At 58.8% G+C, this 14037-nt stretch carries 14 protein-coding genes and 1 riboswitch; of the genes, 7 read left to right on the top strand and 7 right to left on the bottom strand.

Going from position 1 to position 14037, the window contains the following annotated elements; genetic code table 11:
- Window position 1 precedes the first annotated feature (1 nt).
- The 6 genes from GH722_12995 to thiM are packed head-to-tail and all read right to left on the bottom strand — an operon-like array spanning window position 2 to window position 4665.
- Entirely contained in the window at window positions 2-943 is a 942-nt protein-coding gene (locus GH722_12995; protein MRG72679.1) for an ABC transporter ATP-binding protein, read from the bottom strand.
- Window positions 940-1713 (bottom strand): ABC transporter permease subunit, encoded by a 774-nt coding sequence (locus tag GH722_12990; GenBank protein MRG72678.1) that lies wholly within the window; start codon window positions 1711-1713, stop codon window positions 940-942. The genes GH722_12995 and GH722_12990 overlap by 4 nt, the downstream gene beginning before the upstream one ends.
- Window positions 1710-2459 carry an ATP-binding cassette domain-containing protein gene (locus GH722_12985; protein ID MRG72677.1) on the bottom strand — a complete coding sequence of 250 codons (750 nt, stop codon included), beginning with the start codon at window positions 2457-2459 and terminating at the stop codon, window positions 1710-1712. The genes GH722_12990 and GH722_12985 overlap by 4 nt, the downstream gene beginning before the upstream one ends.
- A 4-nt stretch (window positions 2460-2463) precedes the next feature.
- Window positions 2464-3279, bottom strand: coding sequence for a bifunctional hydroxymethylpyrimidine kinase/phosphomethylpyrimidine kinase (gene thiD, locus GH722_12980; protein MRG72676.1), 816 nt, complete (start codon window positions 3277-3279; stop codon window positions 2464-2466).
- A complete protein-coding gene (gene thiE / locus GH722_12975) occupies window positions 3276-3944 on the bottom strand; it encodes a thiamine phosphate synthase (GenBank protein MRG72675.1) in 669 nt (222 codons plus the stop codon). The genes thiD and thiE overlap by 4 nt, the downstream gene beginning before the upstream one ends.
- Window positions 3937-4665, bottom strand: coding sequence for a hydroxyethylthiazole kinase (gene thiM, locus GH722_12970; protein MRG72674.1), 729 nt, complete (start codon window positions 4663-4665; stop codon window positions 3937-3939). Before thiM ends, thiE begins: the two co-directional genes overlap by 8 nt.
- A gap of 49 nt (window positions 4666-4714) precedes the next feature.
- Window positions 4715-4815: riboswitch (TPP riboswitch) on the bottom strand.
- A gap of 175 nt (window positions 4816-4990) precedes the next feature.
- Here thiM and GH722_12965 point away from each other — a divergent pair.
- From GH722_12965 to GH722_12935, 7 genes are all read left to right on the top strand, one after another.
- Complete coding sequence (locus tag GH722_12965) at window positions 4991-6580, top strand: ABC transporter substrate-binding protein (protein ID MRG72673.1); 1590 nt, start codon at window positions 4991-4993, stop codon at window positions 6578-6580.
- Window positions 6581-6653: 73 nt separating this feature from the next.
- Window positions 6654-7634, top strand: a complete 981-nt coding sequence (locus GH722_12960) for an ABC transporter permease subunit (protein MRG72672.1) — start codon at window positions 6654-6656, stop codon at window positions 7632-7634.
- A complete protein-coding gene (locus tag GH722_12955; protein ID MRG72671.1) occupies window positions 7635-8585 on the top strand; it encodes an ABC transporter permease subunit in 951 nt (316 codons plus the stop codon).
- 16 nt (window positions 8586-8601) lie between these two features.
- Complete coding sequence (locus tag GH722_12950; GenBank protein MRG72670.1) at window positions 8602-9588, top strand: ATP-binding cassette domain-containing protein; 987 nt, start codon at window positions 8602-8604, stop codon at window positions 9586-9588.
- On the top strand, window positions 9563-10630 hold the full coding sequence (locus tag GH722_12945) for an ATP-binding cassette domain-containing protein (GenBank protein MRG72669.1): 1068 nt from the start codon (window positions 9563-9565) through the stop codon (window positions 10628-10630). Before GH722_12950 ends, GH722_12945 begins: the two co-directional genes overlap by 26 nt.
- 2 nt (window positions 10631-10632) lie before the next feature.
- Window positions 10633-11889: an amidohydrolase family protein gene (locus GH722_12940; protein ID MRG72668.1), complete on the top strand. Its 1257-nt coding sequence runs from the start codon at window positions 10633-10635 to the stop codon at window positions 11887-11889.
- 22 nt (window positions 11890-11911) lie between these two features.
- Entirely contained in the window at window positions 11912-13096 is a 1185-nt protein-coding gene (locus GH722_12935; protein MRG72667.1) for an amidohydrolase, read from the top strand.
- A gap of 223 nt (window positions 13097-13319) precedes the next feature.
- On the opposite strand, the gene GH722_12930 is transcribed toward GH722_12935, so the two are convergent.
- A complete protein-coding gene (locus GH722_12930) occupies window positions 13320-13946 on the bottom strand; it encodes an FMN-binding negative transcriptional regulator (protein MRG72666.1) in 627 nt (208 codons plus the stop codon).
- Between the last annotated feature and the right edge of the window lie 91 nt (window positions 13947-14037).

Genomic DNA, 14037 nt, shown 5'->3' with positions numbered 1-14037 from the left:
GCTACTTCAGCTCCACCGCATAGGTTTCAACTGCCGGGGCCTTCCTGATCATGCCTTCGCGGATCATGAATTCGGCGAACCGGGCATAACGGGCATTATCCATCGCCCCCGGACGCAGGGCAAAGCGCGGCAGGGTATCCGCCCATGCCCGCTTGTTCAGTTCGTCATCCAGCTTCTTGTCTGTGGCAATAAATGCCTTCCAGGCTTCATCCGGATGATTGATGAGATACATGGTTGCCGCTTCCAGCGCGCGGACAAAACGACTGAACTTCGGGTCATCCAGACGCTGGTTACTGGCGACGATGATCAGTTCATCATAGGCCGGAACACCTTCTTCCTCGACATAGAAAGCCCGGCCCGGACGTCCGACGATATCCATCTGGTTCAGCTCAAAATTCCGGAAGGCGCCGATAACCGCATCGACCTGACCGGAGATGATCGAAGGTGAGAGCGAGAAATTGACGTTGATCAGTTCGACATCTTTCACATCAACCCCGTGCTTGCGCAGCATCGCACCGAGAATGACATCCTCAAAACCGCCGACAGAGAATCCGACTTTCCGGCCCTTCAGGTCGGCGATCGACTTGACCGGACCATCAGCCAGCACCACCAGCGAATTCAGCGGCGTCGCAACAATCGTCGCGATCCGTGCCAGCGGCAGACCTTCCTCAACCTGTACATGCAGCTGCGGCTGATAGGAAACCGCGAGATCAGCCTTGCCCGCCGCAACCAGCTTCGGCGGAGCACTGGGGTCAGACGGCGCAACCAGTTCCACATCCAGCCCCTCTGCCGCGAAGAACCCCTTTTGTTGTGCGATGATCAGCGGCGCATGGTCCGGATTGACGAACCAGTCCAGCAGGACCGTCAGCTTGTCTGCGGCCAGTGCGGGAGAAGTTGCAACAGCAAGTGCCGCCGTCAGACCAAGTGTTCGGAGCAGTTTCATGAAGAAGAGCCTTTCATATCGGTAAAGAGGGTTTCCGTCTGCCAGCGGGTCAACCGCCGCAGCAACAGATCCGTCGCGAAATAAACAACGAGCCCGATGACCGCGAGAACCGCGAGGGCAGCGAACATCAGATCAATCTGCATACGTCCATTGGCATGCAGCATGAGAAAACCAAGTCCGGCACTAGACCCGACCCATTCGCCAACGACAGCGCCAATGGGAGCGACGGCGGCCGCGACCCGCAAACCGCTGCCAAAGGCTGGCAGAGCCGCCGGGATGCGGATATGGCGCAGGACAGACCGTGGCGTTGCTCCGACAGTACGGGCGAAATCAACCCAGCCGGGTTCCGTCGCACGCAGGCCGTCATAGAAAGCAGCCGTCACCGGGAAATAGATGATCAGCGTCGCCATCGCGACCTTCGAGAACAGGCCATAGCCGAGCCAGAGTGTCAGAACCGGGGCCAGCGCAAAGACCGGCAGGGCCTGGCTGATCACCAGCAGCGGCAACAACCACCGGCGGGCAGAACGGAAGGACGCCAGTGTGAGCGCGGAGACCGAGCCCAGCAGTGTCCCCAGCAGCAGACCAAGAAGTATCTCAAGCCCGGTGACGCCGGCATGATGCAGGATATAGCCAAAGTCATCGACCAGCGTGACGGCGACGGCCATCGGTCCGGGCAGCAGATAGGGTGGCACCCCGGTCAGCCACACAACCAACTGCCAGCCAAGCAACAGCAATACCGTAATGGCGAGCATTCGCAGACCCGATGTCATGCGGCAGCCCCTTCACCACCCAGCAGACGCATCAGCGAGCCGTAATGACCGGTTACGGAAGGATCATCCACGGCACGGGGCGTTCTGCCTGTCATCTTGATCGGCTGACTGACCGATGCCGGTTTGCCATCCAGCACATAAATGGCATCCGCCAGACGCAATGCCTCCATCGGGTCATGGGTAACCAGCATCACGGTTTTATCTTCCAGCAGGCGCGCCGCTTCCGCCTGCAACCGGAACCGGGAGATCGCGTCCAGCGCCGAAAAAGGTTCATCCATCAGGACAATATCGCGTTCGAGAAACAAGGTGCGGGCCAGTGCAACACGCTGACGCATCCCTCCGGACAGCGCCGCCGGGAGTTTCGCTGCCTCATCCGCCAGCCCGACCAGGTCCAGATAATGAAGCGCCCGGTGCTGCTGATCTGCGGATATACGACCTTCCTGAAGCCGGACCGGCAAAGCGACATTTTCCAGTGCGGTCAGCCAGGGCAACAGCAAGTCCTGCTGCGCCATATAGGCAATCCGGTTTTCCAGCGGCTGACCATCATCCGCATCAACCCGCCCGGAAATTATCGCTGTATCCGTCAGTCCCGCAACAAGCCGCAGAAGACTGGTTTTTCCGACCCCGCTGGCACCCAGTACGGCCGTCCAGCAACCGCCGCGCACCGCAAGATTAAGATCGGTAAACACAATGGCACCACCAAACCTCAATTCAGAGTCGTGAACGGTCAGTCCGGGCGCTGCCATGATCTCAACTCCTGGCCTTCCACAGGGCATGAAAATGATGAACAGGGCCATGCCCCCGACCAATATCCAGGCTGTCTGCACCAAGAATGGCGGCTTCGATATAAGCTTTCCCGATCCGGACAGCAGATGTGACATCCATATCCTTGGCCAGACCGGCAGCAATCGCCGATGACAAGGTACAACCGGTCCCATGCGTATTACGTGTCGGAATACGCGGACTGGTCAGCACCAGAATAGTATCACCGGACAACAACAGGTCCGTGCTCTCCGGCCCCTTGCCATGCCCGCCCTTGAGCAGAACGGCTTTCGCGCCGAGCCGCAAAAGATCACGCCCGGCGGCTTCCGGATCTGCAGCGACCTCATTTTCTGTCCGTCCGAGCAGCACAGCGGCTTCCGGCATATTCGGCGTAATGATATCGGCGACAGGCAGCAGCATCTCCCGCAACACCTCAACCGACGCATCCGCCAGCAGCTTGTCGCCGCTTTTGGCGACCATCACCGGATCCAGCACAATATTCCGGACAGAATACTTCGCCAGGCAGTCAGCCACCCTGCGAATAACATCCGGCTGGCTCAGCATGCCGATCTTCACCGCATCGACGACCAGGTCATCAAGCACGGTCTCAAACTGGCTGGTGATAAAGTCGGCCGGGACATCATGAATTGCCCGTACTTCCCGGGTGTTCTGCGCGGTCAGCGCTGTAATAACGCTGGCACCATAGACGCCAAGTGCGGAAAAGGTTTTCAGGTCAGCCTGAATACCGGCTCCGCCACCGCTGTCTGAACCTGCAACAGTAACGGCAATAGCTGTCTTGTTCATGCCGCCGCTCCTTTCGCAGCACCGGCATCCCGGACAATCCCGGCCAGTTGCCGTGAAGCGGCTTCAGGCTGCCCGGATTGCGTGATGGCAGAGACAACGCAAACGCCATCAACACCGGCTTCAATCACCCCCGCAGCATTATCCACACTGATTCCCGCAATGGCACAGAGCGGCAGTTTGCAACGCTCCCGGACAATTCCGGCGAGATGACGCAAGCCATCCAGCCCGATTGGCGGGTCCGGGTTCTTCTTGCTGGTGGTCTCGAAGACACCGCCGAAACTGACATAGTCGAGCAGGTCAACCGGGGCCTCATTTGCCTGCCGCTCATTCTTGACCGTGAGGCCGATAATTGCATCCGGACCGAGCAGTCGCCGGGCATCTTCAACCGTCATATCCTGCTGACCGACATGAATGCCAGCCGCACCACTGGCCAGCGCCACATCTACCCGGTCATTGATCAGCAGGGGGACACCGAGCGGCGTCAGTGCCGCGACCAGCGCCCGCGCCGTCTCGATCATCTCCCGGGTGCCGGATGTCTTGTCCCGCAACTGGACAAGGGTCACCCCGCCTGCTGCGGCCTGCCGGGCAACATCGACAATCTGCCCTTCCGGACAATGCGACGGTCCAACGCAGATATAAAGTGACAGATCGAGCATATCAGACATTCGTTTCCTCCCCGAGACGGGACAGTTCATCAATAAAGGAAATGGCAAAACTGGCCGGACCGGCAGCCGATACAGCTGCCCGTTCACCAGCTTCCCCAACACAATGCAGGGCGGCAAGGGTTGCAGCCTCCGGATCATCCTCTGCGGCCAGGAAGGCCGCGATGACGGCGGACAGCGCGCAGCCAAACCCGGTCACCTGATGCATCAGCGGCGTTCCAAGGCTGCAATCGGCTGACTGCCCGGCAGAAACCACATGATCGACCGGACCGGTAACCGCCAGAATCGTTCCGGCCTCTTTCGCAAAACGACGGAAGGCATCCATATCGGAGCCGCCGGCCATCAGGGCTGTCTCCCGGCCATTCGCACGCAACACCGTTGGTTTTCGCAACAGATATTGTGCTGCGGACTCCGCCCGGCGATGCGAACGTTCTATCATCACCGGGTCCAGTACCCAGGGGATGCCCACATTCTCTGCCGAGGTGATCGCCAGATCGATACTGCGGCGGCGGGCGGGATCAAGGGTGCCAAGGTTCACCAGCAACGCATCAGCGGAAGCGACAAACTCGCCGACTTCATCCGCGTCGTGGGTCATCGAAGGGTGCGCTCCAAGTGCCAGCAGCACATTCGCCGTAAAATTCTGGGCAACCGAATTGGTAATGCAATGAACGGCAGGCGAGGATTCGCGTACAGCAGTCAGGGCATTTGATACGGACTTGTCCATGTCACTCCACTAGCAGGGTGCTGGCGGAAGCTGGATCAGGGTTATCGCGGATTTTGCGACCCTCATTTCCTCCGCCGGCATTACCCGGTTCAGGTTCACGGGTCAGCGTCTAACGCTTCTCAGCCCGGCAGGGCCCCCCGATGAGTTAACCGGAAGCTAGTCCGGCAGACCCCGGAGTACAAGCCCGGGAAAGGGAAATTGGTTTGACAGTCTTCGCAATCCCCTTGAGGCTTCATGTCCTGAGCCCGCGCAGGCAAAGGGAGAGCGGCAACAGACCGTATTTGTCCGTCCGGGATGCGCTAAAAGAAAAACAACGGAGGCAAAAATGCGTTTCACACATATCGCCACTGCTCTGGCAGCTGTTGCATGCGTTGCTGTTACAGCACCAGCCCAGGCAAAAACTTTCAAATGGTCGTTTCAGGGCGATGCCCAGTCACTTGACCCCTATGTCCTCAATGAGACATTTACCCTTGGGTTTCTGGGCAACATCTATGAAGGCCTTGTCCGTCGTGATCCCGATCTGAAAATCATCCCGGCACTTGCCGAGAGCTGGGAAATTCCGGAACCGACACGCTGGCGCTTTCACCTGCGCAAGGGCGTGAAGTTCCAGAACGGTAATGATTTCACGGCTGATGATGTCGTCTTTTCTGCCGATCGCGTCCGGGCCGACGGATCTGATCTGAAAACCCGTGTCGGCAAGGACGTCAAGGTGGTCAAGGTCGACGATCATACGGTCGATTTCATCACCCCGGCACCGAATCCCATCCTGCATTCAGAATGGTCGACCTGGTATATCATCGACAAGGAATGGGCCGAGGCCAACGATGCGGTCGCCCCATCGAGCGTCACTGAAGGCAAGACCAACTACGCAGCCTTCAATGCCAACGGCACTGGTGCCTTCAAGGTCAAGGAACGTCAGGCTGACGTAAAAACCGTCTTCGTGCCGAATGAAACCTGGTGGAATGCCGCCAACAAGAAACACAATCTGACGGAAGTAACCTTTACGCCGATTTCGTCCGATGCAACCCGGGTCGCTGCCCTGCTGTCCGGTGAAATCGACCTGATGTATCCGGTTCCCGTACAGGATATGGCCCGCATCGATAGCAATAACGGCACCTCGGTTCTGGCCGGGCCGGAACTGCGGACCATCTTCCTTGGCATGGACCAGCGCCGGGACGAGCTTCTGCATTCCAGCGTCAAGGGCAAGAACCCTTTCAAGGACAAGCGTGTCCGTCAGGCGTTCTATCAGGCGATCGATATCGAAGCGATCAAGACCAAGATCATGCGCGGACTGTCGACCCCCTCTGCCCTGATGGTCGCACCGGGCATCAACGGTTCATCACCAAATTTCGAACGTCTGCCCTACGATCCGGACAACGCTAAAAAACTGCTGACAGAAGCCGGGTATCCGGATGGTTTCACCGTCACTCTGGATTGCCCGAACAACCGCTATGTGAATGACGAGGCGATCTGTCAGGCCGTGGTTTCCATGCTGGCAAAGGTCGGTGTGAAGATTGACCTTCTGGCCCAGCCAAAAGCCAATTACTTCAAGAAGATCCTCGCCCCGGCACTGGATACCAGTTTCTATCTGCTGGGCTGGACACCGGGCAGCTTTGACAGCTGGAATGTGCTCTACAACATTCTCGGCTGCTATGACGACGCAACCGGTTCCGGCAAGTTCAACCTTGGCGGCTATTGCAGCCCGGAAGCTGACAAGCTGACCGCAATGGTCAAGGAAGAGACCGATCAGGCCAAACGTCAGGCGCTGATCGAACAGGTCTGGAAGATCAATGTTGATGATGTGTCCTATATTCCCCTGCACCAGCAGGGCCTTGCCTGGGGCAAGAAGGACAACATCGATCTGGTCCAGCGCGCCGACAACGAGTTCATGATGTATCACGTCAACGTGAAGTAATCTGAACCCGACGGGCCGGTCCGGAACCTGTAGGGTACCGGACCGGCCTCCCCTCCTTTCTGGCGATTCCTGAATGCTGGCTTTTGTTATCCGCCGTTTTGCGCAATCCATCCTCGTGATGTTCATTGTCGCGCTCGTCTCGTTCTTCATGTTCACCTTTGTCGGTGACCCGGTGAACCAGATGGTTGGCATTGAAACCTCGATTGAAGAACGCGCTGAATTACGCGAAAGGCTGGGGCTGAACGACCCTGCCGTCGTGCAGTTCGGGCGATTCATCGCCAAGGCGGCGCAGTTCGAATTCGGTATTTCCTATCAGCACAAGAAACCGGTGACCGACCTGATCATGGAACGGATGCCGGCGACACTGGAACTCAGCATGGTCGCCGCCCTGTTTGCCCTTCTGGTCGGGGTGCCCATGGGTGTCTATACCGGCCTGAACAAAGACAGTGCGCTGAGCAAATTCTTCCTGTCGATCTCTCTGATCGGCATCTCCATTCCGACCTTTCTGATCGGTATTCTGCTGATCTTTGTCTTTTCGGTGCAGTTCAACCTGCTGCCCTCCTTCGGGCGCGGAGATGTGGTCAGCATTGGTGGCTGGACAACCGGTCTGCTGACCCCTTCCGGACTGAAAGCACTGATTATGCCGTCCGTAACCCTGGGCCTGTTCCAGCTGACCCTGATCATGCGGCTGGTCCGTTCGGAAATGCTGGAAGTGCTGCGTACCGACTTCATCAAGTTTGCCCGCGCCCGGGGGCTGACCAACCGGGCTGTGCATTTCGGACATGCCCTCAAGAACACGCTGGTTCCGGTCATCACGATCACCGGCCTGCAACTTGGCTCCCTCATCGCCTTTGCAATCATTACCGAGACCGTCTTCCAGTGGCCCGGAATGGGGCTGATGTTCCTGCAGGCAATCGGCGCTGTCGATATTCCGATCATGTCAGCCTACCTGATGCTGATCGCTTTCATCTTTGTGCTGATCAACCTGATCGTTGACCTGCTCTACTACGTTATCGACCCGCGCCTGCGGGCCGACCGGGGGGCAGCACACTAAATGACCGATATAACCAAACCAACCCTCAGCCAGCGTGTCACCGGCTCCGTCCGGGCCTTCTTTGATGGTGATGTCTGGTACAGTTTCACCCGTTCCAAGGTGACCATGATCGCGGCCTTTGTAACCGCCGTGATGATCATGTCTGCCGTCTGCGCCCCGCTGATCGCGCCGCATAATCCGTTCGACCTCGCCTCGATTGACCTGATGGACTCACAGACACCGCCGGTCTGGATGGAGGGCGGAAGTCCGGACTTTCTGCTGGGAACCGACGATCTTGGCCGGGATGTGTTTTCCACAATTCTCTATGGCTCACGGATATCCCTGCTGGTCGGCTTTGCCTCTGTGGTGTTCTCACTTGTACTCGGGGTCAGCCTTGGCCTGTTATCCGGATATGTCGGCGGTGTCGTGGATGCGTTCATCATGCGGGTGGCAGAAATACAGCTCTCCTTTCCGGCGATCCTGATCGCGCTGCTGGTCGACGGTATTGCCCGTGGTCTGCTGCCCAGTGATCAGCGTGAAAATCTGGCCATCTATGTGCTGATATTCTCCATCGGCATATCCGGATGGGTGCAGTATGCCCGGACAGTGCGCGGCTCCACACTGGTCGAAAAGAACAAGGAGTATGTTCAGGCCGCCAAGGTGATCGGCATTCATCCCATACTGATCATGCTGAAACATGTGCTGCCCAATGTCACCGGCCCGGTACTGGTGATCGCCACCATTCACCTCGCCATCGCCATTATTACCGAGGCGACGCTGAGTTTCCTTGGTGTGGGGGTGCCGCCAACCGAGCCGTCACTGGGCACGCTGATCCGCATCGGCAACAACTTCCTGTTCTCCGGCGAATGGTGGATCACCATCTTCCCCGGCATTACCCTTGCCATTCTGGTCCTCGCGGTAAATCTGCTGGGTGACTGGCTGCGCGACGCGCTGAACCCGAAGTTGCGGTGACGGAATGAGCGATGAAATGACCGGCATTCCGCCCCTGCTCGACGTTCGCAATCTCCGGATCGAATTCCCGACCCGACATGGCACGCTCGTCGCCGTCGACGATATCTCACTCCAGATCAATCCCGGTGAAGTGCTGGGTGTCGTCGGTGAATCCGGTGCCGGAAAGTCACTGACCGGCGCCGCCATCATCGGGCTGCTGGAACCACCGGGACGGGTTGCCGCCGGAGAAATCCGGCTCGACGGCAACCGTATCGACAATCTGCCCTATGAGAAGATGCGCCGGATACGTGGCAAGTCGATCGGCGCAATCTTTCAGGATCCGCTGACCAGCCTCAATCCGCTCTATACCATACGCGAGCAGCTGACCGAGACCATCCTGACCCACGAAGACATCAGCAAGGCACAGGCTGATGCACGGGCGCTGGAGCTGCTTGTGGAAGTTGGGATTCCCGCCGCAGCAGAACGGATCGACAGTTATCCGCATCAGTTCTCCGGCGGTATGCGCCAGCGGGTCGTCATCGCGCTGGCGCTCTGTGCCCGACCTAAGCTGATTATCGCGGATGAACCGACGACGGCACTGGATGTCTCGATCCAGGCGCAAATCATCTCGCTGCTCAAACGGCTCTGCCGCGACAACGGTACAGCCGTCATGCTGGTCACCCATGACATGGGCGTCATTGCCGAAACGGCCGACCGGGTCGCGGTGATGTATGCGGGGCGGATTGCCGAGATCGGACCGGTTCGTGATGTCGTCAAGAATCCGAAGCATCCCTACACAAAGGGGTTGATGGGGTCGATCCCGATGATCGGGGAAGATGTTGAAAACCTCACCCAGATTGATGGTTCAATGCCGCGGCTGACCGAGATCCCGGCCGGCTGTGCCTTCAACCCGCGCTGCTCCGAGCGTTTTGGCCGCTGCGAACGCGACCGTCCCGACCTGATGGATGCAGGCACCACACAGGCCGCCTGCTGGCTGTATGACCGGGAGGCTGGCCATGTCTGAGGGACCGGCAACGGACATCGTCCTCCGCGTCACCGGGCTGAAACGGTATTTCGACGTCTCCGCGCCATTTCTGAACCGGCTGCTCAGCGGCTCCGGCAAGCAGATACTGAAAGCTGTCGACGGTGTTGATTTCGAGATTGGACGGGGACAGACATTCTCAATCGTCGGCGAATCCGGTTGCGGAAAATCGACAATTGCCCGGCTGATCGTGGGCCTGCACCAGCCAACCGGCGGCGAGATCGAGTTTGAAGGCAATGCCATCTCTGCTGATTCCAGCCGCAAGGCAATGGCACCCTTTCGCAAGAAACTGCAGATGATCTTTCAGGACCCCTATGCCAGCCTGAATCCGCGCTGGCGGGTCTTCGATATCATTGCCGAACCAATCCGGGCCTATGGGCTGATCGACAACACAGCGGATATTGCCATTCGTGTCGGCGAGTTGCTGAGCCATGTCGGGCTGAATCCCAAGGACGGAGTCAAATACCCGCATGAATTCTCCGGCGGGCAAAGACAGCGTATTTCCATCGCACGGGCGCTGGCCAGCGAACCGGAATTCCTTGTCTGCGACGAGCCGACCTCAGCCCTTGATGTCTCGGTACAGGCGCAAATCCTGAACCTGATGAAACAGCTGCAGCGCGATTTCGGACTGACTTACCTGTTCATCTCGCACAATCTGGCGGTGGTCTATCACATATCAGACCATGTCGCGGTGATGTATCTCGGGCGCATCTGCGAGGTTGCGGACAAGAAGACATTATTCCGCCGCCCGCTGCATCCCTACACCCGGTTGCTGCTGGATACGATTCCCGACCTCGGCATGACCGGGAGGGAACGCGAACCGGTTGCCGGCGAAGTGCCAAACCCGATCAACCCGCCCAGTGGTTGCGCCTTTCATCCCCGCTGCCCCCATGCCAATGACCGCTGCCGTGTTGAGCGGCCGGAACCGATAGAGGTTCCCGGTGGCCGTGTTGCCTGCCATGCGGTTGAAGAAAACCGGATTCCGCCGGAGACTGATCGCCCCCTGCCCGATGAGGAGACCTGAACATGCCAACCCTGTATAGCGGCGGACGTATATTCGACGGCGTCGACCGGATTATCGACGGACATGCAATTGCCGTGCAGGATGGCATCATCGTCCGCATCGCTCCGGTCGCCGAATTTGACGGCTTTACGGGAGAGACCGTGGATACCACCGGCGGCACCCTGCTGCCGGGCCTGATGGATGCCCATGTGCATATCCTCTATGGCGGTGAGCCAAACCCGTCGGTAAAGCTGGAAGAATTCACCCCGGCACAGACCACCCTGCGCGGTATGGAACATGCCAATGCCACATTGCGCGGCGGCATCACCGCCATTCGTGACTGTGGCGGCCGGGATTATATGGAATTCGCCATCCGTGATGCCTGTAACAGCGGTCGATATCTTGGCCCCAGCATCCGCGCGGCCGGGCGGATCATCTGCATGACCGGCGGCCATGGCAACCGGCACGGGCGCGTCGCTGACGGTATCGACGATGTGGTCAAGGCGGTCCGTGAACAGATCCACAAGGGCAGCGATCTGGTGAAGATTATGGCAACCGGCGGCGTCATGACCCCCGGCGTCAATCCGGAAGACGCCCACTATTCAGCCGCTGAAATAGCCGCCGGCATTGCCGAGGCAACCCGTTTCAACAAGACCACCGCCAGCCACGCGCAGGGCGCCGCCGGTATTCTCAACGCTACACTGGGGGGTGTCACCTCCATCGAACACGGCATTTTCATGGATGATGAATGCTGCCGGGCGATGCTGGAACGCGGCACCTATCTGGTTCCGACACTGGCGGCACTGGCCAATATTCTCGGCAATGCCGAAAAGGGCATTCCCGACTATATTGTCGAAAAATCACAACGCTGTGCGGAACAGCACCGCAAGTCGATCCAGAAATTTTACAAGGCCGGCGGCAAGATTGCACTGGGCACCGATGCGGGCACGCCCTTCAACTACCATGGTGAGAATGCACAGGAACTGCGCTACATGGTCGATAACGGCATCTCGCCCGTCGACGCGCTTCGCTTTGGCACCTCCGCCGCGGCTGACCTGCTGCGCCTTGATGACCGGGGTATCCTGCGCGAAGGGCTCGCCGCGGATCTGCTGATCGTCCGGGGAGATCCGACAGCCGACATCAACATGGCCGCCGATAAGGCCAATCACCTTGCCGTCGTCAAAAACGGCACACTGATAAACACCTCCGCCGACAGTGCCGTTCTGCCCGATATCACCCGACATCGCGGCCCGCAAATGGCCGCTGCCAGCCTGTTCTAGGCCTGACTGAAGGATTAACGCCATGTCCATCATCAAACGCGCCGCCGAGCTTCAGAAAGACATGCAGACCTGGCGGCGTGACATCCACGCTCATCCGGAAACCGCCTTCGAGGAAGTCCGTACCGGCGATGTTGTCGCGGCAAAACTTGAAGAATTCGGACTGGATGTTCATCGCGGTCTGGCCCGGACCGGGGTTGTCGGCACGCTGAAATGCGGCAGGGGCAACCGGGCCATCGGTTTGCGGGCGGATATGGATGCGCTGAACCTACTGGAAAAGAACACGTTCGAGCATGCGTCACGCCATCCCGGAAAGATGCATGCCTGTGGTCATGACGGCCACGTGGCGATGTTGCTGGGGGCTGCGAAAATCCTCTCGGAAACCAAAAGTTTCGACGGCACTGTCCATTTCATCTTTCAGCCGGCCGAGGAAAACGAAGCCGGCGGGCGGGTGATGGTCGAAGACGGCCTGTTTGATCTGTTCCCGGTCGATGCTGTCTATGGCATGCATAACTGGCCGGGCCTGAAACCGGGTCAGATCGCGGTCAAGACCGGCCCGATGATGGCCTCCGCTGACAATTTCGATATCGAAATCAGCGGCACCGGCGCCCATGCCGCGATGCCGAATCTGGGAACGGATTCAATTGTCGTCGCCGCCGAAATCATTCAGGCCCTGCAAACCATATCCAGCCGCATCGCCGATCCGCTTGAGCCGGTTGTCGTATCCGTCACCCAGATCCATGCCGGTGACGCCTACAACATCATTCCCGACACGGTAAAACTGGCCGGTACCTGCCGTGCCTTCTCACCCGCACTGCGGGACCAGATCGAACCACTGATGAAGCGCATCATCGACGGCATTGCCGCCGCCCATGGCGTCGAAATCTCCTTTACCTACCGCCGCAAATATCCGCCGACGGTCAATGCGGCGGAAGAAACCGAATATGCCGCAGCAGCGGCGGCGGCTGTGGTGGGCGAAGAAAACGTGGTCCGCAACATCCGCCCCTCCATGGGCGCCGAAGATTTCGCCTATATGCTGGAGGCCCGCCCCGGCAGCTATGTCTGGCTCGGTCAGGGTGCCGATTCAGGCTCTTTCCACGGCTGTATGCTCCACAACCCCGGCTACGACTTCAACGACGAGGTCGCCCCCATCGGCGTCAGCTACTGGGTGACACTGGTGGAACAGCAGTTGCCGGTGAAGAAGGGATGACAATCCTGCCCCTGTCATTCCGGAAAGGCAGACCCGAGCTAACCTGACAATGCTGCGGATGTATTTTCATCCTTCGAGACGCGCTTTCAGCGCTCCTCAGGATGAGGTTCGTATATGAGGTGGACCTCATCCTGAGGAGGCGCCAGGCGCCGTTTCGAAGGATAATGGTGAAACCCGAACGTCAGCCGCCAAATACCACCGGTTCCGGGATAATCGGCGCTATCTAGTCGCTAAACCGCGCCCGCATCAGCCCGGCGACAGCGCGATCCATTTCTCTCGGGCTGCTGTCCAGTGCCTTTGCGGCACCTTGCACATCGTCAGCGCCCCGGTTCTGGCCCATCTTTGATTTTGCTTCGAGGCGGGTCACTGTCATTTCAAAGCCGACGATGCCGCGCATCATCGCAAACAATGCCTTGTCGTCCATCGCTCCCTCAGTGGTCCAGGGCTCGGGCGCATCTGCTTCGAACTTTGCCGTGAGGTCATCCAGCAGCTGGCGGACATCTGATGCCTCCTCCAGCACCCGGACCGGGCCATAGGCGTGAATGGCCTCGTAGTTCCAGGTCGGGACCAGCCCTTTCGCGGCGTACCAGCGGGGCGAGATGTAGCAATGCGGGCCACTGAAGACAGCCAGCGATTCGGTTTCCGCCGTGAACGACTTCCAGTGCGGGTTGGCGCGAGCGACATGCCCCCGGAGGATCAGCTGCTCACCGTCACGTTTCGCCAGCAAAGGCAGATGTGTGGCAAAGGGCTGTCCATCAATCACCGTCACCAGCATGGCAAATGAGTCTTCTTCAAGCCGCTGGTCAATCCCGGCCCGGTCCGTCAGTTCGAAATGGCGTGGCACATACATGCTGATTCTCCTGATGCCCGGAAGAGGTAGACATTGTGCCGGCAAAGCAACAGGACCATTCCCTGTAACGGTCTCCGGTCCATTATGATCT

It is taken from the genome of Alphaproteobacteria bacterium HT1-32, from assembly GCA_009649675.1.
Taxonomy (GTDB): Bacteria; Pseudomonadota; Alphaproteobacteria; order Rhodospirillales; family HT1-32; genus HT1-32.
Note: the sequence above shows the minus strand (reverse complement) of the source record. Positions and strands in the feature narration are given on the sequence as shown.